22 protein-coding genes are annotated in these 25,130 nt (G+C 43.0%); 9 read left to right on the top strand and 13 right to left on the bottom strand.

The window, feature by feature from the left end; translation table 11 throughout:
* The first annotated feature begins 74 nt into the window (after positions 1–74).
* Together H140_RS0103115 and H140_RS0103110 are read left to right on the top strand one after the other, a co-directional pair.
* A complete protein-coding gene (locus H140_RS0103115; protein ID WP_019672196.1) occupies positions 75–1,361 on the top strand; it encodes a phenylacetate--CoA ligase family protein in 1,287 nt (428 codons plus the stop codon).
* 135 nt (positions 1,362–1,496) lie between these two features.
* Positions 1,497–2,270 carry an enoyl-CoA hydratase/isomerase family protein gene (locus H140_RS0103110; RefSeq protein ID WP_019672195.1) on the top strand — a complete coding sequence of 258 codons (774 nt, stop codon included), beginning with the start codon at positions 1,497–1,499 and terminating at the stop codon, positions 2,268–2,270.
* A gap of 224 nt (positions 2,271–2,494) precedes the next feature.
* On the opposite strand, the gene H140_RS0103105 is transcribed toward H140_RS0103110, so the two are convergent.
* From H140_RS0103105 to H140_RS0103080, 6 genes are all read right to left on the bottom strand, one after another.
* Positions 2,495–3,220 (bottom strand): ABC transporter permease, encoded by a 726-nt coding sequence (locus H140_RS0103105; RefSeq protein ID WP_019672194.1) that lies wholly within the window; start codon positions 3,218–3,220, stop codon positions 2,495–2,497.
* 8 nt (positions 3,221–3,228) lie between these two features.
* The gene (locus H140_RS0103100) at positions 3,229–3,969 is read right to left on the bottom strand and encodes an ABC transporter permease (RefSeq protein WP_019672193.1); all 741 of its coding nucleotides are present in this window, start codon (positions 3,967–3,969) and stop codon (positions 3,229–3,231) included.
* A gap of 291 nt (positions 3,970–4,260) precedes the next feature.
* A complete protein-coding gene (locus tag H140_RS0103095) occupies positions 4,261–5,076 on the bottom strand; it encodes an ABC transporter substrate-binding protein (RefSeq protein ID WP_019672192.1) in 816 nt (271 codons plus the stop codon).
* 56 nt (positions 5,077–5,132) lie between these two features.
* Positions 5,133–5,972, bottom strand: coding sequence for a transporter substrate-binding domain-containing protein (locus H140_RS0103090; protein WP_026348793.1), 840 nt, complete (start codon positions 5,970–5,972; stop codon positions 5,133–5,135).
* Between the two features lie 71 nt (positions 5,973–6,043).
* The gene (locus H140_RS0103085; protein WP_019672190.1) at positions 6,044–6,847 is read right to left on the bottom strand and encodes a transporter substrate-binding domain-containing protein; all 804 of its coding nucleotides are present in this window, start codon (positions 6,845–6,847) and stop codon (positions 6,044–6,046) included.
* 320 nt (positions 6,848–7,167) lie between these two features.
* Entirely contained in the window at positions 7,168–7,974 is an 807-nt protein-coding gene (locus H140_RS0103080) for an ABC transporter ATP-binding protein (RefSeq protein WP_019672189.1), read from the bottom strand.
* Between the two features lie 470 nt (positions 7,975–8,444).
* On the opposite strand from H140_RS0103080, the gene H140_RS0103075 reads away from it, so the two are divergent.
* The 4 genes from H140_RS0103075 (at position 8,445) to H140_RS13765 (ending at position 12,335) form a co-directional block, all read left to right on the top strand.
* Complete coding sequence (locus tag H140_RS0103075; protein ID WP_019672188.1) at positions 8,445–9,734, top strand: glutamate-5-semialdehyde dehydrogenase; 1,290 nt, start codon at positions 8,445–8,447, stop codon at positions 9,732–9,734.
* 297 nt (positions 9,735–10,031) lie between these two features.
* Positions 10,032–10,208, top strand: a complete 177-nt coding sequence (locus tag H140_RS15775) for a hypothetical protein (protein WP_156819060.1) — start codon at positions 10,032–10,034, stop codon at positions 10,206–10,208.
* Positions 10,209–10,500: 292 nt separating this feature from the next.
* Complete coding sequence (locus H140_RS0103070) at positions 10,501–11,775, top strand: sodium/glutamate symporter (protein ID WP_019672187.1); 1,275 nt, start codon at positions 10,501–10,503, stop codon at positions 11,773–11,775.
* Positions 11,776–11,888: 113 nt separating this feature from the next.
* Positions 11,889–12,335 (top strand): OsmC family protein, encoded by a 447-nt coding sequence (locus tag H140_RS13765; protein ID WP_019672186.1) that lies wholly within the window; start codon positions 11,889–11,891, stop codon positions 12,333–12,335.
* A 122-nt stretch (positions 12,336–12,457) separates the two neighbouring features.
* Here the strand turns inward: H140_RS13765 and glyA are convergent, their stop codons facing one another.
* From glyA to H140_RS0103050, 3 genes are all read right to left on the bottom strand, one after another.
* Positions 12,458–13,714, bottom strand: a complete 1,257-nt coding sequence (gene glyA, locus H140_RS0103060) for a serine hydroxymethyltransferase (protein WP_019672185.1) — start codon at positions 13,712–13,714, stop codon at positions 12,458–12,460.
* Between the two features lie 320 nt (positions 13,715–14,034).
* Positions 14,035–14,598, bottom strand: coding sequence for a chorismate--pyruvate lyase family protein (locus H140_RS0103055; RefSeq protein ID WP_051086844.1), 564 nt, complete (start codon positions 14,596–14,598; stop codon positions 14,035–14,037).
* A 200-nt stretch (positions 14,599–14,798) separates the two neighbouring features.
* Positions 14,799–16,097: a GNAT family N-acetyltransferase gene (locus H140_RS0103050; protein ID WP_019672183.1), complete on the bottom strand. Its 1,299-nt coding sequence runs from the start codon at positions 16,095–16,097 to the stop codon at positions 14,799–14,801.
* A gap of 651 nt (positions 16,098–16,748) precedes the next feature.
* Between H140_RS0103050 and H140_RS0103045 the strand changes: the two genes are divergently transcribed.
* Together H140_RS0103045 and H140_RS0103040 are read left to right on the top strand one after the other, a co-directional pair.
* The gene (locus H140_RS0103045) at positions 16,749–18,968 is read left to right on the top strand and encodes an NADP-dependent isocitrate dehydrogenase (protein WP_026348790.1); all 2,220 of its coding nucleotides are present in this window, start codon (positions 16,749–16,751) and stop codon (positions 18,966–18,968) included.
* Between the two features lie 192 nt (positions 18,969–19,160).
* Complete coding sequence (locus H140_RS0103040; protein WP_019672181.1) at positions 19,161–19,766, top strand: pseudouridine synthase; 606 nt, start codon at positions 19,161–19,163, stop codon at positions 19,764–19,766.
* Positions 19,767–19,840: 74 nt separating this feature from the next.
* Here H140_RS0103040 and H140_RS16110 read toward each other — a convergent pair whose 3' ends face one another.
* The 3 genes from H140_RS16110 to H140_RS13755 are packed head-to-tail and all read right to left on the bottom strand — an operon-like array spanning position 19,841 to position 22,695.
* Positions 19,841–20,008 (bottom strand): hypothetical protein, encoded by a 168-nt coding sequence (locus tag H140_RS16110; protein WP_201546780.1) that lies wholly within the window; start codon positions 20,006–20,008, stop codon positions 19,841–19,843.
* A 2-nt stretch (positions 20,009–20,010) separates the two neighbouring features.
* Positions 20,011–20,682, bottom strand: a complete 672-nt coding sequence (locus tag H140_RS14865; RefSeq protein ID WP_201546778.1) for a DMT family transporter — start codon at positions 20,680–20,682, stop codon at positions 20,011–20,013.
* A 27-nt stretch (positions 20,683–20,709) separates the two neighbouring features.
* Positions 20,710–22,695: a M61 family metallopeptidase gene (locus tag H140_RS13755; RefSeq protein WP_019672180.1), complete on the bottom strand. Its 1,986-nt coding sequence runs from the start codon at positions 22,693–22,695 to the stop codon at positions 20,710–20,712.
* A gap of 323 nt (positions 22,696–23,018) precedes the next feature.
* On the opposite strand from H140_RS13755, the gene H140_RS0103025 reads away from it, so the two are divergent.
* Complete coding sequence (locus tag H140_RS0103025; protein ID WP_019672179.1) at positions 23,019–23,501, top strand: FKBP-type peptidyl-prolyl cis-trans isomerase; 483 nt, start codon at positions 23,019–23,021, stop codon at positions 23,499–23,501.
* Positions 23,502–23,745: 244 nt separating this feature from the next.
* On the opposite strand, the gene phoR is transcribed toward H140_RS0103025, so the two are convergent.
* Positions 23,746–25,113 (bottom strand): phosphate regulon sensor histidine kinase PhoR, encoded by a 1,368-nt coding sequence (phoR, locus tag H140_RS0103020; protein ID WP_019672178.1) that lies wholly within the window; start codon positions 25,111–25,113, stop codon positions 23,746–23,748.
* Positions 25,114–25,130: the final 17 nt, after the last annotated feature.

The following is a 25,130-nucleotide window of genomic DNA, read 5'->3' as shown; positions in this document are numbered from 1 at the left end:
CCATTATTTAATAAGCACTAATTTTATTACTTAATATTTTGTTACTTAAATAGACATTTAAAAAGGAATTTAAAATGAGTCTAGAATACTACAATCGTATTGAGGTTGCCTCTCGTGATGAAATCTCTACCCTTCAGCTAAAGCGTCTTAAACATATCGTAAGACATGCCTACAATAACAATAACTTCTGGAAAAACCATATGGCAAATGCTGATGTACATCCAGACGACATCAAATCGTTACAAGATTTGAGCAAATTTCCATTTATGGTTAAAAATGATTTCAGAGATAATTATCCATTAAAATTACTATGTGTCGATCGCCGAGATGTTGTGAGACTTCACGGCTCATCAGGTACCACCGGCAAGCCTACTATCGTCGCTTACACTAAAAATGACATTAAAATGTGGTCAGAAGCAGTAGCACGCTCTTTGGTTATTGCTGGTGTCACACCTGATGATATTGTCCAGATCGCATATGGCTATGGTTTATTCACCGGTGGTATGGGTGCACATTATGGCGCAGAGCGATTAGGCTCGATAGTTATTCCTATCTCTGGCGGTATGACTAGCCGTCAAATTCAAACCATTGAAGAGATTAAGCCAAATGCAATGATGGTAACGCCGTCCTATATGGTCAATATAGCCGAAGCCATGGATAAAAAAGGCATGGATACTAGAAAAACCAGTATCCGAGTAGGCATTTTTGGTGCTGAGCCTTGGACCAATGAGATGCGCTCACATATCGAAGAACGTTTTGACATGGATGCTGTTGATATTTATGGCTTATCTGAAGTAGTGGGTCCTGGTGTTGCCCAAGAATCTGTCGAAAGCAAAGATGGTCTGACTATATGGGAAGATTTATTCTATCCAGAAATTATTGATCCAGAAACAGGTGAAGTGCTCCCAGACGGTGAACAAGGTGAGTTGGTGATCACCACGCTTGCTAAAGAAGCCATGCCTGTTATTCGCTATCGAACTGGTGATATTACTCGTATTATTCCTGGTGATGTTCGCTCCATGCGCCGGATCGAAAAAATCACTGCACGTAATGACGATATGATTATTTTGCGTGGTGTTAACATTTATCCCTCGTTATTAGAAGAACAAATAATGAAGGTACCTGGGTTATCATCAAACTACTTAATTGAGCGATATCGCATGGGTGCAATGGATCAATTACGGATACGTGTAGAGCCTGTTGATGAAGAACAGGATAGTTCACGCATGCAACGGCAGCTTACTTACAATATCAAATCTACTATTGGTGCTAGTGTCGATGTCATTATTGAGCCACTAGGTGTACTACCTCGTTCTGAAGGTAAAGCAAAGCGTGTAGTCGATTTACGTAGATATAACTAAAAATATTTCCTATTACTGATTGGTTTATCGAAAGTTCGAGTGCCTCATATATAGGACATAGGTATTTAGACATGTAGATATGTGGCACTCTAACTTTACTCTATACAAGCGCTAACCCATTAAAAGAGAGTGGATATGCAACATCAACAATTTTTAAAGGTTGAATCACTAGAAAATAATATTTTTACATTGGGCATCAATAGACCAGAACGCAAGAATGCCTTAAATACAGCATTGGTAGTGCATATAGCAGATACTATCGAGCAACTAATCTCTGATCATACAGCTAAAGCTATTATTATTTATGGCCTACAAGGTAATTTTGCTGCCGGCGCAGATATTGATGAAATCGCTACGCTGAGTCCGAAACAAGCACTTTTGGATGCCAGAGTCGCTGCATGGATGCGAATTAGACAATGCTCAATTCCTTTAATTGCTGCTGTTGAAGGTTACTGCTTGGGTGGTGGCATGGAGTTACTATTATCCTGCGACTTTGCTATTGCTGATAAAAATGCAAAGTTTGGCTTACCTGAGGTCAAGCTTGGCATTATGCCTGGAGCAGGTGGAACACAGATATTACCACGTCTGATTGGAAAAAATAGAGCTGCTCGAATGATTTATACTGGTGAAATTATGTCAGCATCTACCATGGCGGAATGGGGTGTGGTGACAGAGCTTTGTGATGATGTACTCGAACAAGCCAAGTCGATTGCCACCAAGATAGCTAGAAACGCACCATTTGCTATTAGTCAAGCCAAACGCTCACTCAATAACTCAGTTGAAATGGGGTTAGAAGCTGCTATGAACTATGAACGGCAAGTTTTTTCACTTCTAGCTTCCACTGAAGATAAGAAAGAGGGTATTGCTGCGTTTAAGCAAAAACGACATGCTGTCTTCACTGGTCAGTAACACTGTCTATTCAGTAAGATCATCCACTTAGCAATTATGCTACTTTCGCTCTTGATGATCAAAAAGAAGGTATGCAAGCATTTTTAGAGAAACGTTTGCTAAAATGGAAGGATAAGTAAGCAATAGGAACTAAGAAGCTAGAGCGTGTCTTTATTTTGTTATGCCAAATCATTAAGGGCTGTTAGTAATATTTATCAATGTCTATACAGCCCTTATATTATTATTCAAGGTATCGTCTGAGTTGCCACATCTGGCGGCACATAACTGCTGTGACGGTTCATACGCTTTTCTAAGAAGCGGAAAGCCAGTAATACCACCCAAGATAGCACCAAATAAATCACCCCAGCTGCAAAATACAACTCAAAGATGGTATAGGTACGAGCGCTAATGGTTTTGGCAATACCGGTAATATCCATCAGGGCAATGGTCATCGCCAATGAGCTGCCTTTTAGCATAAAAATCACTTCATTACTGTATGCTGGCAACATGATACCAAAGGCTCTTGGTAAGGTAATGCGGGTCAATTTTTGCCAGCGTGACATGCCAATGGCATCAGCCGCTTCCAGCTCACCTGGTGGGATAGATTGAATCGCCCCACGAATGATTTCAGCGGTATAAGCACTGGTATTTAAGGTAAAGGCGATAATCGCACACCAAAAGGGCTGCTTTAATACCGGCTCCCAAAGCACAGACTCTTTGATAAAATCAAACTGTGATAAGCCATAGTAAATCAAGAACATCTGCACCAATAACGGTGTGCCCCGAAAAAAGAAAATATATAAAAAGGGCAGCACTTGCACCAACTTATTATTGGACAAACGCAATAGCGCCAATATTAAGCCAAAAAACAGACCCAAAATACCTGAGATACCCACCAACTGAACCGTTAATGCCACTCCGCCTAATAGGTCTGGTAGATATTGAAAAATTACTTGCCAATTCCAATCCATAACTACCCCTACCCTTCAGCTGCATTTAATGACTGCGAGACTTTTTGCTTTGCCAGCTTTTTTGCATAGCGCTGCGCAGGATTTGCCCGCCACTCAAGCCACATCATAATAGCGGTAACCACCACAGTTAACCCTAAATAAATAAAGGCCGCAGCCATATAAAAGGTAAAGGCTTGCTGGGTGGCTTGTGCCCCTCGAGAGGCGTGATACATGATATCTTTCAAACCGACCACAGACACCAAGGCCGTATCTTTTAACAATACCAAAAACAGGTTTCCCAATCCAGGTAAGGCCAAGCGCCACACTTGCGGCACAATGATGCGAAAATAAACCTGCATCGGCTTCATACCAATGGCTTCAGCCGCTTCCCATTGCCCTTTGGGTATCTCTTGAATTGCCATCCGAAACACTTCAGTTGCATAAGCACCGAATGCAATTGACAGCGCCAAAATACCTGCCAAGAATGGGCTGACTTCGACATAGTCGGTATAGCCAAACTTTTGCAGTACTGCCATGATCAGCATCGAACCGCCATAGTACAAAAACAGCACCAGTAGCAACTCAGGAATACCACGCATGGTCGAGGTGTAAATGGTCGCTAATTTACGCAAAATCCAAAATCTAGAAAGTTTGGCTGTCGCACCCAACAGACCTAAGATCAACCCTATCGCAAGACTTGATACAGCCAGCTTGATGGTAATCAACGAGCCACTAAGTAAGAGATGTCCAAAACCTTGCAAATCAAACACGTGAGAAGATACCTAATGATTAAGAAGAAGTGAAAAGAAGTAAATAACGTCAAAAACCAAACATACAAGCGCCAAATTTTAACACATTATACTCGGATATGTCCTTATCCGCATAAAAACTGTTTTGACTTACAAGGCTCATTTTTGTTATATGCGTATTTCCATTTCCTATCCAAAATAAAGAAATAACACTTAGATTCAACAAAAAAGTGCTGCCTAATTTATTAAGCAGCACTTTGATGCTTATACTTTTATGCTCAAGCGCTCAAACTCTCACACTTAGGCTAGCTACTAAGGAATCGAGAAGTGCTTGTCTTTTAACGTATCATAAGTACCATTGGCTTTGATGGCAGCCAATGCCTCATTAAGCTTCTGCTTTAAAGGATCTTCTTTACGTACCGCAATCGCAAAATTATCATCAATTTCGATTTCATCACCTTTGAGCTCAAAACCATCATTGTTATGACTCAGCCATTCTAAAGCTGGTAGCTTATCAGAGATCATCGCTTCAACACGGCCAGACTCTAAATCTAAAAACGCATTATTTAAGGTATCATACATTTTGATATCCGCTTCAGGATAGGTATTTTCTAACCACTGTGATGAAATGGTCGAGCGCTGCGCGGCAATCTGATGACCATTAATCATCTGCGCTTGGCTTGGATCAAAGGCACTGTCTTTGGTCGCAATAAATACCAAAGAGTTGGTAAAGTATGGCTCGGTAAAATCAACCTGTGCAGAGCGTTCTGGCGTCACAGACATGGCTGCGACAATGGCATCATATTTCTTAGCTTTTAAGCCAGGAATAATACCTTCCCAATCTTGTGACTCTATCTCACAAGTTACCTGCATCTGTTCACACAAGGCATTACTAATATCCACATCAAATCCAGCTAGATTACCGGCAGCATCCGTATAGTTAAAAGGTGCATAAGCGCCTTCCGTCGCAATATGTAACACATCATCTGCGGCTTTTTCTTCTGTCGCTGCTGATTCTGACTGACCACCACAGGCAGTCAATGCTACTGACATTGCCACTGTGGTTAACAGTGTGACCGTCTTAAGACGACCCGGTTGTTTCTTACCTGATGTAAATAAGTCAAGCATCCTTGTATCCTTTATCAAAGCGTTATATAGAGTGACAAGCACCCATTTATTGGTTATTAATTGGCAGCGGCTTGTGCAGCAGCAGTGCTCTCTGTACCAAAGTAAGTGGCTGAGATTTCATCGTATTTGCCGCTTTCTTTAATGGCGGTCAATGCGTTGTTAAATTTCTCAACCAATGGGTCGCCTTTACGCATCGCTATCGCCATTTTGTCGTCATTTTTGAACTCAGCGCCTTTTTGTTCAAAGGCTTGACCTTCTACACTGGTTAACCAGTTACCAGCAGTCACTTTGTCTGAGAATAAGGCACGAATACGACCTGAGCTTAAGTCTAAGTAAGCATTTTCTTGCGTATCATATAAGTTAATTTTGGCTTCAGGATGAGTCTCTTCGACATATTGAGAAGCGATGGTTGCACGCTGCGCACCTACTGGGATTTGAGCAAAATCACTGTCTACGCTGACATCTTCGCCTTTTTTGGCTACTAAGATTAGACCGTTTTCTAGGTAAGGCTCAGAAAAATCAACCTTCTCTAAACGATCAGGCGTCACTGACATACCAGCAATAATGGCGTCAAACTTCTTCGCTTGTAGGCCAGGAATTAGACCATCCCATTCTTGCGAGCTAATGTCACAAGTGGCTTGCATCTGTTCACATAACGCATTGATTAAGTCAATTTCAAAACCAACCAAAGTACCATCAGCATCTGTATAACTTAATGGCTTATAGCTTGATTCAGTCGCAATTCTAATCACTTCACCACTGGCAGCCGCGTCTGAGCCTGTTGCATCAGCTTGTTCATTGCTGTCAGCTTTACCGCCACAAGCAGTTAACAGAAGTCCAGATAAAGCCATAGATAATAGCGCCCACTTACCTTTTACTTTCATTGTATGTGTCATTATATTTTCCAACTTTCAATAAATTTTTGTATATGGATTTGCCATACGCTTTTTTAATCATGCCAATTATTTTATTTGCTAAAGTTTTTGGCTTCAATTTCTGCCAAAGTGCCGTTTTCACGCAAGGTCGTAATCGCTGCGTCAAACTCAGCTTTTAATGGATCTTGTTTACGAACCGCAATACCTAAGTTATCATCATTATCAATCTCGCCGCCGATAAAGCCATAATCTGGGTTTTCTGATAGCCAATCCGCAGCCGATACTTTTTCAGCCAATACTGCATCCACACGACCAGATCTTAGTTCCATATAGGCATTTTCATAAGTGTCATATAAATTTACTTTGTTGCCATCTTTATCGGAATAGTTTTGTAACAGATACTCAGCCAAAGTGGTTGAGCGCTGGCTGCCTAAACTTTTGTTGGTGATATCATCTGGACTAAATTTGCCATCTTTTTTGGCCAGCCATACCATGGTATTTGAAAAATAAGGCTCGGTGAAATCAACCGTTTCTGAACGCTCAGGGGTGATTGACATACCGGCAATAACCGCGTCATATTTGTTGGCCAATAGCCCTGGGATAATACCATCCCACTCTTGCGAGACGATGTCACATCTGGCTTGCATCTGCTCACAAACTGCATTGATCACGTCCACATCAAAGCCACCCAAGCTGCCATCACTGTTGGTATAGTTAAATGGAGGATAAGCGCCTTCAGTCGCAATACGAATGGTTTTGCCCGCTGTAGATTGGGCCGCCTCTGTGCTGTTATCGGTTTCAGATTTTGTACAGCCAGCCATAGCAATTAGGCTAGCTAATGCCAACGCAGGTAACGCCTTGCCAGACAATTGCTTGCTTAATGTAATAAATGTCATGCTTTTTTCTCCAATGCCTACAATGGGCTGAATACGGGACTTATATAAAAATAATATTTGTGTAAACTTTATAAACAAAAATAATACATGAGGGCTAATCTAAAAACAAATGTTTTTGAGCAATAATTTTTGAGCAACAATAAAGGGGAGCGCTTAGAGTGGCGTATATATCGCCACTCTCGCCCCTAATATTTTATAGGTTATGATTGAATATTGACCCTGCTGCTTGAGCACTGAGCTCTATGTGTGCTTAACTCTTTTTACTTTTACGTTGTACGCATAACTTTAAAGTTGTACGCATAACTTTAAAGAATCAACACTTAAAGCAGCTGGTTAGCATCGGCTCGATGTGAGGCCATAAACTCACGTACTCGTGATGAAGTCGGATTGTCAAATACCTGCTCAGGCGTGCCCGACTCTTCAATGCGCCCTTTGTGCAAGAAGACCACTTGCGTTGAGACATCACGTGCAAAGCGCATTTCATGAGTAACAATCAACATAGTGCGCCCCTCGGCTGCCAAATCACGCATTACCGCCAGTACCTCGTTGACCAATTCAGGGTCAAGTGCTGAAGTCGGCTCATCGAATAATAGAACTTGTGGGTTCATCGCCAAGGCACGAGCAATCGCCACACGCTGGCGTTGGCCGCCAGATAAATTAGCAGGATAGGCTTCTTTTTTGTCCAGCAAGCCCACTTTTTCTAGTAAAGCTTCAGCTTCACTAATTGCCTGTTCTTTGCTAATTTTTAAAACTTGGGTTGGGCCTTCAATGATGTTTTGTAAAATGGTTTTGTGCGGCCATAGGTTGAAGTTTTGGAACACAAAGCCGACTCGCGCGCGAAAGCTTTCTAGCTGTGCGCGATTGGCTGCCTGCAACTCACCTGACTTACCCTGCACCAATTGCAGCGACTCACCGCCTAAGGTGATGGTACCTTGATTTGGTTTTTCAAGCAGATTAATACAGCGCAATAAAGTTGATTTACCTGAACCTGATGACCCCAAAATTGAGATAACATCGCCATCATAAGCGGTGAGCGATACTCCTTTTAATACCTCAAGCGAGCCGTAGCTTTTGTGAATATTTTGTAAATCAAGGGCAATGGGTCGATCTGGAGTAGAGTGTGGCATAAGGTAGCACGCATCCAAAAAGGTTAAAAAGAAAGGGTAAAAATTAAGTCGCTAGCCATAAGTTGCTAACGGTTATCAGCAAATATAAAAATATATACAACGCTCAGTCACGTCAAAGACGCATAGAATAATACAAGCGCGTGGGCGTATATTATAGGCGCTAAATGAATGATTTTAACAGTAAATCAGTATTTATAAACGAATAAGTATACCACTTGCTAACGCAACTGATAACCACTAGGCTCAAACCGAGCCGAAATGGCGCTTATTTTGCGAAAATGGCTTATTTTAACTGCTAAATATCTGGATTTAAATAAGCGCATACGTTAAAGATTATAACGTTCAGCAGACAGCCAATACAATAAAATCCAATCCTTGCTGATTGACAGCGGTCTGCACTCCCTTATACTCACCTTAAATATCTGCTACTCTAAGAACACTAAAACATCGAAACAACCTCAGGAGAGACCATGACAACAGACATCCACGCCTATATGCAACAAGTCGGCAAACAAGCCAAAGATGCCTCACGTGCGCTAGCCGCTGCCAGCACTGAGCAAAAAAACAACGCCCTACTTGTCATCTATGACAAGCTAGCCACCGCCAAAGCAGATATCCTTGCCGCCAACAAAATCGATATGGATAATGGCAAACAAAACAATCTAGACGCAGCTTTACTTGACCGCCTAGAGCTGACCGATCCCCGCTTTGATGCCATGTTACAAGGCTTAAAAGATGTTGCCGCCCTACCCGATCCAATCGGCGAAGTCACAGACATGACCTTCCGCCCCTCTGGCATTCAACTGGGCAAAATGCGGGTGCCACTAGGTGTGGTTGGTATGATTTACGAATCACGTCCGAACGTAACGCTTGAAGCCGCCTCACTTGCGCTAAAATCAGGTAACGCCATTATCTTACGTGGTGGCTCAGAAGCCTTTGAATCCAACCAAGCCATTGCCAAATATATCCTAGAGGGACTCAAAGAGGCTGGACTGCCAGCGTACGGAGTGCAAGTCTTACAAACCACCGACCGAGCCGCAGTTGGTGAGCTGATCACCCTGACCGATTATGTCGACGTCATTGTGCCTCGTGGTGGTAAAGGGCTGATTGAGCGCATCAGCAATGATGCCAAAGTACCCGTTATCAAGCACTTAGATGGCAACTGCCACACTTATATTGACAGCGATGCCGATCCAGAAATTGCAGTCAAGGTCAGCGTCAATGCCAAGACCCACCGCTATGGCACTTGTAATACGATGGAAACTTTATTGGTCGACAAAGCCGTTGCCAACGACTTACTACCGAAGATTGCTGAAGCCATCATTGATGCTGATGATGCGATGCAACTGCGCTTAGATGCTGAAGCAAAAGCCATTTTGCAAGACAATGCCAAACTTGCTGGTCATTTAAGTGATGCCACTGACAGCGACTGGGATACCGAATATCTGGCGCCCATCTTAGCCATCAAAGTCATTGCTGGGCTAGATGCCGCCATCGACCACATCAATACTCATGGCAGTCAGCACACAGACGTCATCATCACCGACAATTACAGCAAATCACAACGTTTTATCCGTGAAGTTGACTCCTCGAGTGTCATGATTAATGCCTCCAGCCGCTTTGCTGATGGCTTTGAATATGGCTTAGGTGCCGAAATTGGTATTTCCACTGATAAAATCCATGCCCGTGGTCCAGTCGGTCTAAACGGCCTTACCTCACAAAAGTGGATTGTATACGGTCACGGCGAAGTGCGTGGATAATAGGCGGTTGCAAGTATAATGTGTAGCTAGCCAAAAACCTTGCGCGATCCACATTCGCTGGGTGTCGTTACCTCCACACCAGCCTACACACCATATATTGTAAGGATTTTCGGTCTTTTGTGTTTGCACGATTTGTTGATGTCGAGGTACGATACCCAACGTTTTATCGGAAGAAATGTGCTTTATTGGTGTCTTGAATGTGGCCTTGGGATGCGGTTTAGCCCCGACAGTAGCGGGTATCCTTGGTAAAGCACAGGGTTGCAGGCGCTTGGCTAGGGGCAGTCTCGTGGCGCAGGAATGGCGCTAGCCGGTAGCGCCTGCCCCTGTGCAAGCCAAGATATGAGCGGATGGCGGGATTGGCTCCAATATGTGTTGGATGCAAATGGCGATACCTTGCACAACTCACATTCGCTGGGTGTCGTTCCTCCACGCCAGCCTACGCCACAACCTCCACCAAGCCTTAACTCACACTAGGCTTTACTCCCTTCCTTTGCCAAAGGATGGGCTGGGGATGGATTTCAACCAAGGCACAGCCTTGCAACCAGCGGACTTTTAATCACCCCAAACTTTTAGTTTACATTTGCATAACCCAGCTTACTTTAAGTTACCCTTATCTTGTTTCTGATAATCGTTATTATCCTGTAAAATAGCCACGTTCGAAATATCTAAACCTACTTTTTTTACACTCAATAGAATTATAATTTTAGTAAACTTTAAACAAGTATAAGGTCTCAGTATAGACCTTGTCTTTATGAAGGAGGCGCTGATGGAAATTACTTTAAATGGGTATTACACTCTGATTTTAGCGACTTTGGTCTTGTTAATGGGTCGCTTTTTGGTCAAAAAAATTAAATTTTTAGAAGACTTTAACATCCCTGAGCCAGTGGCTGGTGGTCTGGTTGCCGCCATTATCGTCTATGGGCTCAACTTAATGTGGGGATATAGCTTTAACTTCCACCAAGATTTACAAACTGCCTGTATGTTGATGTTCTTTGCCTCAATTGGGCTAAGTGCTGACTTCGGTCGCCTCAAAGCTGGGGGAACACCGCTGATAGTCTTCACCTTAGTGGTCTCAAGCTTTATCATCGTCCAGAACGTGGCCGGTGTGGCACTTGCCAGCGCACTTGGCTTAGATCCATTGTTGGGTCTGGTCACTGGTTCAATCGCCTTAACCGGTGGTCATGGTACCGCAGGTGCTTGGGGTATCACGCTTGAAGAACAATACGGCGTGGTTGGTGCGACAACTTTAGGTATTGCGGTTGCAACTTATGGTCTGGTAGCCGGTGGTATCGTCGGTGGTCCGGTCGCTCGCCGCTTAATTAACAACCTTGGTGTTAAGCCTGCGCCTGAAAACCCAAACCCAACCCGTGTCGAAAAGGTCGCGGGCAAACAGTCTTTGTATAGCACCAAGCACAAAGAAGAAGATGCTTTTGACAATAAAGAAATCTTTGAAAAACCAGACAACATTCGTTTGATTACGGCGTCTTCATCCATTGAAACCTTTGCACTATTTGCGGCTGCTTTGGCATTTGCAGACGTGATGACGATTGTGGGTAAAGATACTTGGTTTGAGCTACCGACTTTCGTTTGGGCACTGGCTGGTGGTGTGATTATTCGTAACGTACTGACCATGGTGTTTGATTTTGATATGTTTGACCGTGCTATCGATGTGATCGGTAACGCCTCTTTAAGCTTATTCCTTGCAATGGCTTTATTGTCACTGAAGTTATGGCAATTGGCAGATCTGGCAGGTCCTGTCTTGATTATCCTATTGGTACAGACGTTAGTTATGATCGGCTATGCTTACTTTGTGACCTCTAAAATTATGGGCAAAGACTACGATGCTGCGGTACTGGCAGCGGGTCACTGTGGTTTTGGTATGGGTGCCACACCGACCGCCATTGCCAACATGCAAGCTGTAACTGATCGCTATATGCCATCACCTAAGGCCTTCTTAATTGTACCTATGGTTGGTGCATTTTTCGTGGATATTGTTAACGCCACGGTATTGCAGATTTTCACCAAGCTGCCGTTTATGTAATACAAGATAACCTTTGATACCATACAAAAAAGCATTACAAAACTGGTTAAAGTCAGCTGTTAAATCAATTCGATAACTTAACTTAATCACAATAAGCCAAAGGATAACAAGTCATGAGTTCAAAATTAGCACAGTTTAATGTCAACAGTCACTCTGATGGTAAGATGCGTGTCGATTTAGACATGCGTGACTTGGGCATGACCTTAGATGAGCCAACCGAGCTTGGCGGTACTAACAAAGGCGCATCTCCCGTGGAAGCTGCTGTCGCTGCATTATCAGGCTGTGTATCTATTATGGTTAGCTTAGTGGCTAAGCGTATGGACATCACCGTTAATGCGGTAGATATCAATGCAGACTTTGGCCTTGATATGCGTGGTGTGATGTTTGTAGCAGAAACAGGAAACCCTTTTAAAAACATAAACTTATCTGTAATGGTAGATGCTGACATGACTCAAGAGCAGTTCGCAAAAATGCAGGACGAAGTACGAAAATACTGCCCACTGCATAATTTATTTACTGCTGCAGGAACTGAGATTACAGAAGATTGGCAGCTAAAGTAGACTCACAAGTCTCCCAATAAATCTTTACCTTTTAATCAAAAAACCGCTTAGCCATAAGCTAAGCGGTCTTTTTATATCAATCGTTTACGCAGTTTAACGCATACAAGAAACAATATAGCGAACTACTGATTACGCTCATATACTGGCAATTCTGCACAGATTTTCTCAACTTTCGCACGAGTATCTGCCAGTACCTGCTCATCGCCACGGCTGTCTAATACATCACAGATCCAGCCTGCTAGTTCAGCAGATTGTGCTTCGTTAAAACCACGAGTGGTGATAGCAGGTGTACCGATACGGATACCAGAAGTTACGAATGGTGATTTAGGATCATTTGGTACGGCGTTTTTGTTAACAGTAATGCCAGCATCGCCCAGCCATTTGTCCGCTTCTTTACCCGTCATTTCTTGCTTAACTAGACTAATAAGCATGAGATGGTTTTCGGTACCGCCAGAGATGATGTCATAACCACGCTCTTGGATGACTTTGGCCATCGCTTGTGCGTTTTTGACCACTTGCTGCTGGTAAGTTTTGAAGTCGTCCTGTAACGCCTCTTTAAAGCAAACCGCTTTGGCAGCGATTGCGTGCATCAATGGACCACCCTGGTTGCCTGGGAATACCGCAGAGTTTAGCTTTTTAGCCAGCTTGTCATCACGAGATAATATAAGGCCTGAGCGTGGACCACGTAACGTTTTGTGGGTGGTGGTCGTTACCACATCTGCAAAAGGTACTGGACTTGGATAGACACCAGCAGCGACTAGACCTGCTACGTGCGCCATATCGACAAATAGGTAGGCACCAACACTGTCTGCGATGTCACGGAAGCGCTGCCAATCGACCACTTGCGAATAAGCTGAGAAACCAGCGATAATCATTTTTGGTTTATGCTCTTTGGCAAGACGTTCAACTTCGTCATAGTCGATAAGACCTGTTTCTTCAACCAGACCATACTGAACCGCATTGTAATTGATGCCTGAGAAGTTGACGTGTGCACCGTGAGTCAAGTGGCCACCAGCGTCAAGGCTCATACCTAGTACGGTATCGCCTGCTTCTAATAGCGCTAAGAATACCGCTGAGTTTGCTTGGCTACCAGCGTGTGGCTGTACGTTTGCATATTCAGCACCGAACAACTCTTTGGCACGGTCAATGGCCAATTGCTCAACGATATCGACAAATTCACAACCGCCATAATAGCGTTTGCCTGGATAACCTTCCGCATATTTGTTCGTCAAATCTGAACCTTGCGCCTCCATTACTGCTGGTGAGCAGTAGTTTTCTGACGCAATCAGTTCAATATGGCTTTCTTGACGCTTGGTTTCTGACACCATGGCTTGATACAAGTCTGGGTCATAATCTTTAATGCTAATATCTTTAAACATAGTGAGTCCTATAATGGCATATCAAAAGTGACAATAAAAAAGCGCTACACCGCCTAACCCCTACCTACCAAACACTTTATTGGACTGTATCCCATAGCCATACCAACAAAATATACCAGTAAAATAAGAGATACCAGTGAAAAACGGCAACGTTGCACAGTAGGCAATAAGTGTAACATGAAATTCAAATATCGAAACCTAAAAAACAACTCACCAATTGCTCTTTTTAGCTTAGGGTCTTGCTTTTTTTAGCTAAGAGCCTGTTGAACATTCACCACATATGATGAGTATCAAATTAGGTCTGAAGAAAAATTTTATTTTCATGCAAAAAAATCTGGCAAAAAAGTTTCACTAATTAATAACGGTCTTCGGTACCAGTCATATAGGGTATGCCGACACCATTTCACATCCACTGTTGCAGTTGTCGTTGTTTTTTCTGTTATCGGTGCTTGTTGCGATTGAGACTTAATACTCTGAAAGTAGCGTATGGAAGGCAGCTTATTTTGTCGCTTGAACAATACATAACCAATGGGTGTATTTTGCAAACTCTGTAATCGTTTGGCTTCCCCTTGTAAGCTAGGCAGTGGAAATAGGCTTCTAGCCACAACCCAAGGTTGCTTACTATTGCCATACAATAGCACCTCTCGCACCCACGCCATCATCGGACGGGTTAAGCATGTTCCTTGATAACCCAACTGCTTTTTTTGTGCCAAAGTTAACGGCCGATAGCCTTCAAAAGCACGCTCAACCTTTAGTCGCTGTCCTGCTTGCTGCTCAAGTAGTGCAGTCAATGAGCCATTACTGGTAAGCCAATAAGCAATTTGTTTTGACTGTGTTGAATCGGCGACCTCTGTCGTCAACAGATCCTCTATTCGGCTATACATACCGGCGACTGGCAAGGCTGTGTTGGTGTGCGATGGCATCATAAAGACCACAGTATTTGTTGGTAAAAAAAGTATGGGTTGTTAAAAAGTATGGGTTGTTAAAAAGTATGGGTTGTTAAAAAGTATGAGCTGTTAAAAAGTATAGATTGTTAAAAAATATAGATTGTTAAAAAATATCGCAGCTAATTAACACCTAATAATTAGCCGTTAAACTCAGGCATATTATCCACATTAAATGGCAGTGCCCGATGTGCCTGCTGACGATATTGACGCATATATGTCCTATCCTGCTCACAAAACTTAGCAATCGCTGGTTGAAAACGCAGATCATAAATACGGTGTAACGAGTGTGTCTTTTGAGGAATAAAACCTCGAATCAGCTTGTGCTCACCTTGTGTACCTGGGTCAAAATACTGCAAGCCTGTCGCAATCGCAAACTCAATGCCTTGATAGTAACACAGCTCAAAATGCAGACTATCATACTCTGCCAATGCACCCCAATAGCGACCATACAAAGTAGCATTAGGCCGATTGGGATCATCATAAAAAAACAAACTACTGGCAACCACCTCGCCAGTTTCGTCAAGTGCCTGTGCCAACATGAGACACTTTGACATACTCTTTGCAATTTGCTCAAAAAACGCTGGCGTCAAGTAAGGATGGCGACCACGTACAGCATAAGTCATCGCATAACAGTGATAAAATACTGCCCAATCACTGGCATTGATATCTGCACCAGTTTTAATCTGACAAGTTAAGTTATGTTTGGCTATTTTTTTTCGTTCAGCACGGATATTTTTCCGCTTTTTGGCAGTCAGTGTCATTAAAAAGTCATCAAAGTTGCTAAAGGGTATTGACTTGCCCGCAGCATCCCACTCCGTTAACTTTTGGTTTTGCCATAAAAACTGGCAACCTTCACGCTCAAACAACGGATACTCAAGTGATTGGCGCTCAAACTGTTGATTGTCAACTGAAGTTTGAGACACGTTAAAGGTTTGAGACACACTATGAAAGATATTATATTGCTCGTCACCGACAAACAACCCATGCCAACTTGAAGCACCCACTTGCGCCGCCACCGAATCAATAGCCGCCATTGCAGTTTGTAATATCTCTGTACTCAAAGTCACCCCTTGAGCCAACCATAATCGCTGGCCGCTCACAGGGGTATAAGGCACACTGGTCACAAGCCGTGGATAATACGCTACTCCATAGCGAGCATAAGCTTCTGCCCACACATGGTCAAATACATACTCGCCTTGATGGTGCTCTTTGATAAAAACTGGCATCACTGCAACTGGCGTAATTTGTGACTGATTCTGTGGCTGAGACCGATAAATGACAATATAAAGTGGCACCCAACCCGATGCCTCACCGATTGCGCCAGTATCAGTCAATGCTTGCCAATAAGCGAATGACATGAAGGGCGTATCTGGTGGTTGCCACTGTGACAGCGACTGCCATCCTAGATCTTCTGTGATGATATAACTATAAATCATAATAAACGGAACTGCTCAAACTTATAACTTCAACTTTATAATTAAATCCATCTAACATCGAACATGATGGCAGTACCTCTTATCCCATAGCAATGTTTGCTAGGGCGTGTCTTCATTTTAAAAATAGTGATAAAAATAAAATAAATCGAAGTCAGGTGAGAAAGATAACGCAGATAATATCATTATATTAATTAGTTATTTAACGCTGTATGACAAAATTTAGCTCTGTTTAGCCCATTTAAATATCATTGCACGAATTGAAGACACGCCCTAGTATAATACTGACAATGTTTCGAGTTTATATGGATAAACTGTAATAACTCGTCACTATACTGTAAAATAAAAGGATGTTAGTCGTTGGATTTATGTTAAAAAACAACTGTTCACTTTAAAACCCACTTTAAAACAAAACAAAAATCGCTAGAATAGAGGGATAGATTCAAGAATACGTATTCATGAAAAAATTTATTCTTGAAAATTTATCCTTGAAAAATAGAAGCGAAATACAAATAGTCAGTGAAATACAAATAGTCAGTCACATACAATGGATATTATGACACTGCCTATGACATACAATTACTTGAACTATATACAAATCATTTAAGTCTTATTATCTCACTACAGCCTAGAGGAATAACTATAATGTCAAAAATGTCAAAAATTATTTACACCAAAACTGATGAAGCCCCTGCACTTGCAACCTTATCCTTTTTACCAATTGTCAAAGCCTTTGCCAAGACAGCAGATATCGAAGTTGAAACCAGCGATATCTCAGTTGCTGCTCGTGTATTGGCTGAATTTCCAGATTACTTAACAGAAGATCAGCGCGTTCCTAACAATCTAGCTGAGCTTGGTCGCTTAACTCAAGACCCAAACACAAATATCATTAAACTACCTAATATCAGTGCTTCTGTTCAACAATTAAAAGCTGCTATCAAAGAGTTACAAAGCAAAGGTTATGCTCTTCCCGACTTCCCAGAAGACCCCCAAACAGAAGAAGAGATTGAGCTACGTAAGCGTTATGGTAAGGCGCTAGGTAGTGCGGTCAACCCAGTACTGCGTGAGGGTAACTCAGATCGCCGTGCACCAAAAGCAGTCAAAAACTATGCGCGCAAACACCCTCATTCAATGGGTGAATGGAAACAATGGTCAAGAACTCACGTCTCACATATGCATGGTGGCGACTTCTACCACGGTGAGCAATCAATGACCTTAGATAAGGCACGTACAGTACGCATGGAGCTGTTGCTTGACAATGGAGAGACTCAAGTACTCAAGCCTGAAATTGCGTTACAAGATAAAGAAGTCATCGATCTTATGTCGATGAGCAAAAAATCACTGCTTGAATTCTATGAGCGTGAAATGGAAGACTGTCGTGAAGCCGGTATCTTGTTCTCATTACACGTTAAAGCAACTATGATGAAGGTATCACACCCCATCGTCTTTGGTCACGCCGTTCGTATTTACTATAAAGATGCATTTGAAAAACACGGTAAGCTATTTGAAGAGCTTGGTGTCAACGTCAACAACGGTATGGCTGACTTATATGACAAAATCAAGTCCCTACCTGAATCAACTCGTGATGAAATTGAACGCGACTTACATGCGTGTCAAGAACACCGTCCAGGATTGGCGATGGTGGATTCTGCAAAAGGTATTACCAACTTCCACTCTCCAAGCGATGTGATCGTTGATGCCTCAATGCCAGCGATGATCCGTAATGGTGGTAAGATGTGGGGTGCTGATGGCAAGCTATATGATTGTAAAGCCGTCATGCCAGAATCGACGTTTGCACGTATTTATCAAGAAATGATTAACTTCTGTAAATGGCATGGTAACTTTGACCCAACCACTATGGGTACGGTACCAAACGTAGGTCTGATGGCACAAAAAGCAGAAGAATACGGCTCCCACGACAAGACCTTTGAGTCAAGCGATGCGGGTATAGCTCGTATTGTTGATGTTGATACAAATGAAGTATTAATGGAACAAGCGGTTGAAAAAGGCGATATCTGGCGTATGTGTCAGGTAAAAGATGAGCCGATCCAAGACTGGGTAAAACTTGCCGTTACTCGTGCTCGTGAGTCAAATACCCCTGTTGTATTCTGGTTAGACCCATACCGTCCACACGAAAATGAGCTTATCAAGAAGGTTAAAACCTACCTAAAAGATCATGACACTGAGGGCTTAAAAATTGAAATTATGTCTCAAGTTCGTGCAATGCGTTATACATTAGAGCGTGTCGCTCGTGGTCAAGATACCATTTCTGCAACTGGTAATATCTTACGAGATTACCTAACCGACCTATTCCCAATTTTAGAGCTAGGTACCAGTGCTAAAATGCTATCGATTGTTCCTTTAATGAAAGGTGGTGGTTTGTTCGAAACAGGCGCTGGCGGCTCTGCACCAAAACACGTTCAGCAGCTACTTGAAGAAAACCACTTACGTTGGGACTCACTAGGTGAGTTCTTAGCATTGACAGTTTCCTTAGAGCATCTAGCAAAAACCCAAGACAATCCAAAAGCCCAAGTATTGGCAGATACACTAGATAAAGCAACTGAAAAACTGTTGGTAGAAAACAAGTCACCTTCACGCAAGACAGGTGAGCTTGATAACCGTGGTAGCCACTTTTACTTAGCCAAATTCTGGGCAGAAGAGCTTGCCGCTCAAGATCAAGACGCTGAGCTAAAAGAGAAGTTCTCAACATTAGCACAAACTCTTGAAAGTAACGAAGACGCAATCGTGAAAGAGCTACTTGAGGTTCAAGGCAAACCTGTCGATTTACATGGCTACTACCTTGCTGATGAATCGGTTGCTGAAAGCGTAATGCGCCCAAGTAAGACCTTCAATGACGCAATCGAGTCATTTTAATTCATGAACTAAACTGCCCAATCACTATCGATTGCCTTAGTTTATGACTGTGTTTTAGCATGAAAAAAGCGTCGCCAACCGTTTTGGCGGCGCTTTTATTTATCAGTCTTTTATTGATTAACTTTTGACTAATTAGCTTTTGACTGACAGTTAAGCCTGTCACTTCTTATCTTAATAGTGGTTCACTCATTTATGCCAAGCCTCGTTCTATTTAATAAGCCTTATGGTGTACAAAGCCAATTTAGCAAAGATGCGAATAATAAGTTTGCGCCCTTATCTACATTTTTTAGTGACAAATCATTACGGGTTGCCGGCCGACTCGATGCCACCAGTGAAGGTCTGCTAATATTAACCAGTGATGGACAAGTCAACAAAGCCATTACCCACCCACCACGTGCCAATGATGGCCGTAAACAAGGCAAAACCTATCTGGTACAAGTGGAAGGCATTCCTACAACTGCACAGCTTGAGCAGCTACGCCAAGGTGTGATGTTAAAAGATGGCAAAACCCTGCCAGCCGAAGTACAGCATCTAAGTGAAGACGAGTTGCCGATGCCGTTATGGCAACGTGATCCACCAATACGAGAACGCAAAAATGTTCCTGATTCGTGGCTGATGTTGACCATTTATGAAGGCAAAAATCGTCAAGTTCGACGCATGACAGCGCATGTTGGTCTGCCCTGCTTACGCTTAATCCGCTGGTCGGTTGCGGGCTTTGAGCTGGGTAATTTGGGCGTGGGTGAGTTTGTGCGGGTGCATTTGAATAAAAAACGCTTACGGCAATTGGGCATTGATTAAGTCAATATCCCCACCAGATACTGGATTGACATCGTGCTAGATTTACATAGATCCAGATACATTAGCGACTTAGCTTACTTCTCTTTATGCGTCTCTTCCCACAACACTTCGACAGGGTTGCGGCGACGCTCATAATGAGTGACAAAGACAACAGAAGCAATAATCAGCGCAGAACCAAGCCATAACATGCCAGGTGGTACCCAGCCAAATACCAAAAATCCTGCCAGTACGTTAAGCGGCAACTTCAGGTGGTCAACGCTCCTATCAAGATTAATAGCACCCAGACCTGCCAGTTTGTGGGTAAGGCAAATGTAGGTAACCCGAATAATAAATTAAAGGGCAACATCAATACCAATAAGTAAAAAACGATAGTGGTTGGGCTATCACGACTGACCGTAAACTTGGTCAATAAAGAAGCGCTCGCCCAAAAAAAGGCCGCTGCTACTGGCAATAAACTCGCCCATACAAATTCATCCGACCAAGGCTGTAACACCAACAGCGCACCCACAAAACCCACCAAAGTGGCAATCCAGCGCACACCACTCACCGACTCACGTAACAACAATCCTGACCCCATGGTCGCAAACAAAGGCGAGACCATCAGCAGTGCAATACCCTGCCAGATGGGCACTGGATACGCCAGCGCCCAAGTCCACAGCTGAATACCAATCACAGAAAACCCAACCCGCAAAATATGCAACAGTCGAAAGTCTGAGCTAACTGCGGAGCGAATCGCACCAGTGCGCATCATGGGCAAAAATAAGATTAAGGCAATCCCATATTGAAACAGCACAGCCGCCCCTGAGCCTAGCCCATAATTGATGCCCAAGTATTGTAAGGTGGTGTTGATAATGGCAAACATCGCGCCTGCTGCCACCATCCAAAATGCCCCTTGTAGAGGGTGGTGTGCTGTCATAGGTTGTCTTCTAAATATCTTATAAAATTAGCAAACAAAGCTTGGGCGTAACCAGTCTTCATAACCTGACTCTGCCAGACTCAAGCTGATTTTTTCTAGACTCGGATTGGCGCTAATGCCTGACTGGGTATTATTCATTACCTCAAATGTCATCAGCTCATCACGGCGAAACGCATGACAAGTCATAGAGTTAAGGTTGGATTCCGCCACCATTTGTAACTGTTTTTTGGTTGCTTTGATGCCGTCAATGGCGATAATCACATCTTTGGCAGAAAGTCCTGCTTCCGCTGCAACACTGTCACGTAATACCTTGTTGACTTTCAGTCCTTCTGAGGTCTCAGTGATACTTATCCCCCATGGCAAGGTGTTATCTTTTGTATCTGGCTTGACATCAATGCCATTGGCTTTTAGTAGCTTGTAAATGGGTAGCTCATCTACGCCATCAACATAACGGGCTTTGAAGTCGTACCATAGCTCGATATCGATAAACTGGGTGATTACCTCATCTAAATTATCATCATTCATACCAATCCGGATACGGTTGCCAGCTTCGCCTTGCGCTTTGGCCAGTTGATAAAAGGCTTTGACCACGTCAAATAAACGATATTTGCCAGCGCTGTGTTGCATTAAAGTTAAGTCCAGACAAAGGGCGACTAAAGCCCCTTTGTTGTAGTAACTGATACCTGCGTTGCCTGTATTTTCATCAGCTCGGTACAGCTTAATCCACGCATCAAAGCTAGACTCTGCCACGCTTTGCAAGCTGCGCCCGTGGGTTTGGGTGTAGCGATTAATCTGGGTTTGTAGAAGTTTAAGATAGCCTGCCTGACTGACCACGCCGGACGCTTGTAACATAAAATCATCAATATAAGAGGTAAAGCCTTCAAATACCCAAAGCAGTGGGGTATAAGCCTCTTGGCGCAAGTTGACATCCATCATCACATCGGGGCGGACAGTTTTTACCCACCATGAATGAAAATACTCGTGGCTACATAAACCTAAAAAGCGCTGATAACTGTCACTTGGTTCGTCAGCTTCTTGCGCTGTCGGCAAGTCGCTACGAGGAGTCACTAAACTGGTAGAGTTGATGTGCTCAAGACCACCATAGTCATTGCCACTGGCATAGGTCATAAAGGTGTAACCATTATTTTTTTGGCTGATGGAGGTGCCATCACTACCAAAGGGCGCATCACCAAGCCAGTTGACATAGGTTTGACAGATTTGTTGTACGTCTTGTTGCAGTCTTCCTAAGTTGGCATTGTGTTTGCCAGACAAATAAAAACGGTGCGCTATGGCAGTGTGCTTGTCGTCATGGACGATAAAGCCAAACTCATCTTGTGGTGCAATTTCAAAGGGGTAATCTATAAGCTCATGATAGTTTTCGGCATGTAGCTGGTAATGGTGCGTGTTATCTGTATATAAATAAGTATGCTGTAAGCCACAGGCAATTCTCACTTGGGCAGGTGATGAGTCATGCCCGTCATAAAAGCTGGTGGGTACGCTCAAGGTAACCGCCACTGGATTATCTTCTAAGCTGGCGACTGCTAACGCTAATGAGGTAAAGTTGCCATATAAGCGCTGCTGATCGACATAGGCACTGCGGACGGATAAGTCATAACAATAGACTTCGTACTGCACTTGCACTTGCTCGCCAGCCTTAACCTGAGGCAGTTGCCATTCATTTTTACTGAGCTTGATAGCTCTGTATTGGTCATTTTGACTGTGTTGCTGCTGACAGTCATTAGCCTTGTTGGAATTAGGGCTGTTGTGGCTGTTACCCGTATGATAATGGACAGCGGTGATATTGCGCGAAAACTCACGCATAAAATAGCTGCCTGGTATCCACGCTGGTAGCCACAAGATTGGGGCATCTTGATTGGCCTCAAAATATAAGGTCACATCCACCAGATGCTGCTTAAAACGACAAAAGTCTAATACATAATGCGGTTCTGGAGATCCTGTGACTTGTGCTTCTGTGCTGTCATGTAAATGGGCGTTTAGGGTTGTCGTTGTCATTGTTATACTCGTTATCAATTAAACTTTAGCGATTTATCATATGTTATGGGCTTTTGTTTTATTTGCGTGCTATGTACTGTCTTTTCAACCATCCACAGCAATTGAGTGGCTAATAATTCTAAAAAACGTAAAAAAAATTAGCAATTAACGCATTAATTTGAGAGTATAGTCTTGAAAACTTGATCTACAATCGCAATCTAGTAGGCAAGGCAATGAGTAGCGGTATGGCATTGATGGCATAAACACAATTTATCATGTCAAAAAAGACTGCCCTGCTGTATTGTATTTTTCACTTATCGACCCCTTATATATTAGGAATATTTATGACAACAATTGCAAAAGATACTGCTGTACGCTTTAACTACATTTTAAAAGACGAAAATGGCAACGTTATTGACCAATCACAAGGTGAGCCATTAGCTTATCTTCACGGCCACAACAACATCATTCCAGGTCTTGAAAAAGAACTAGAAGGCAAGTCTGCAGGCGATTCACTAACTGCAGTTATTGAACCTGCTGATGCTTATGGCGAATACCAAGAGCAAGCCGTTCAAAAAGTACCTCGCGAAAACTTCCAAGGCGTTGATGATATTCAGCCAGGCATGCAGTTTCAGTCAGAAGCTGAAGGCCAAGTAATGCTGGTCACAGTAACTGACGTCACTGATGATACGGTTACTGTTGATGCTAATCATCCTCTAGCAGGCAAAAAGCTAAGCTTTGATGTTGAAATCGTTGACGTACGTCCGGCCACTGAAGAAGAAATCAGCCATGGCCACGTACACGGTGCTGGTGGTGTTCAACACTAATCGCTATTTGGCTAAGGGGTTGTATAGATAGTCCCTATTAGCTGTATAAAAAAAGAGCCATTCATGATCAGAATGGCTCTTTTTTTATTGGCTATTACTTATTTAATTAACAGCTTGCTTCATTAACAGCATGTTAGTTTAGCGGTTTATTATGGCTTAGCGGTTTATTATGGCTTAGCGGTTTATTATAGCTTAGCGGTTTATTATAGTTCAGATGCGCTACAACTAAAGCAACATAAGTCTGCTAAGTGGGCTTCTTATCATCCTCGTTGCCTTTGTCTTCTGTATAAATACGCTGACTGGGAAAAAATATATTAAAGGTCGAGCCCTTGCCTTCAGTTGACTCAATACTTAACGTTGCCTGATGCTGATACAGCACATGCTTTACAATGGCTAAGCCCAATCCAGTGCCGCCAGTATTGCGACTGCGCCCACTATCAACCCGATAAAAACGCTCAGTCAAACGCTCAATATGCTCTCTCGCAATCCCTATCCCGTTATCCGATACCGAAAACAAACAACCCTCCTTGCTATCTTGCCAACCAATATTAACCTCTCCTCCTTTAGGCGTATATTTAATGGCATTGGTCACCAGGTTTAATAAGGCGCTGTGCAAATAAGTTTCAGATCCATAGACACTTTTTTGAGAGTCTAGATGCAAATTAATCACATGACCATACTCCTTGTTATACACTTGTGCATCATCAAAGATATTGACCAATAAGCGAGGCATATCCACATACTCAACTGGGATAGTCTCTTCGTTTTCGAGTCGTGATAACAGCAACAAGTCATTAATGATACGATTCATCCTACTCGTCTGTTGCGTCATCAATTGAAAGCCACGTTGCCACTTAGGATCCAGATCTGGCTGATCCGAAAAAGTTTCTATATAACCCATTAATACTGTCAACGGTGTTCTTAACTCATGCGACACGTTGCCCACAAAGTCCTTGCGCATCTTCTCCAAATGTTGCAATCGAGTGACATCATAAATAATTAACAGCTTTTCATGACCAAAGTGGGTCACTTCACATTGCAAAAAGCGCTCAGAATTGCGCCACGAGCGCAGACGTATGCCCTCATTAGGCGAAGTTGCACTCACATAATATTGATGAAACTCTGGTACATTAATCACCTGCAAGATGCTGCGTCCCTGATCTTCAGAGCTTAATGCCAATAGAGTCTCAGCTGACTGATTCCACCAATCCATTCTATCTTCTTTATCCAGCAAAATCACTGCATCTTGCAGCGCCAAGAGTGAGCTACGAATCTTGGTAACCAAAGCAGTTATCCGCTGATCTACTTTTTGTTTTTGCTTCTTGCTTTCATACAACTGATTGGCCATAAAGGTCAAACTACCCGAAAAATCAGGTGGTGGTACCGTCAGTGAGCGACTCATCCAAAGATAAAACTGCTGCACCGCATACAAACGCCAACCATAATACAGCAACAAGCTAATAATAATTCCCCACTCGATGGAGCCAGCATACCACCCAAACACAGCACCCAGCGCAATCATAAATACCAACCACTTAAAATCAGTCCAAAATAACGTGGCGGTATGTCGCTCTTGGCGTGGTGCTTCAGGATGTCTATTATCTAGGTTCAATATAGTTCTCTTAATAC

It is taken from the genome of Psychrobacter lutiphocae DSM 21542 (genome assembly GCF_000382145.1).
In the GTDB taxonomy this organism is placed as follows: domain Bacteria; phylum Pseudomonadota; class Gammaproteobacteria; order Pseudomonadales; family Moraxellaceae; genus Psychrobacter; species Psychrobacter lutiphocae.
This window is presented reverse-complemented; position numbering and strand designations above follow the sequence as displayed.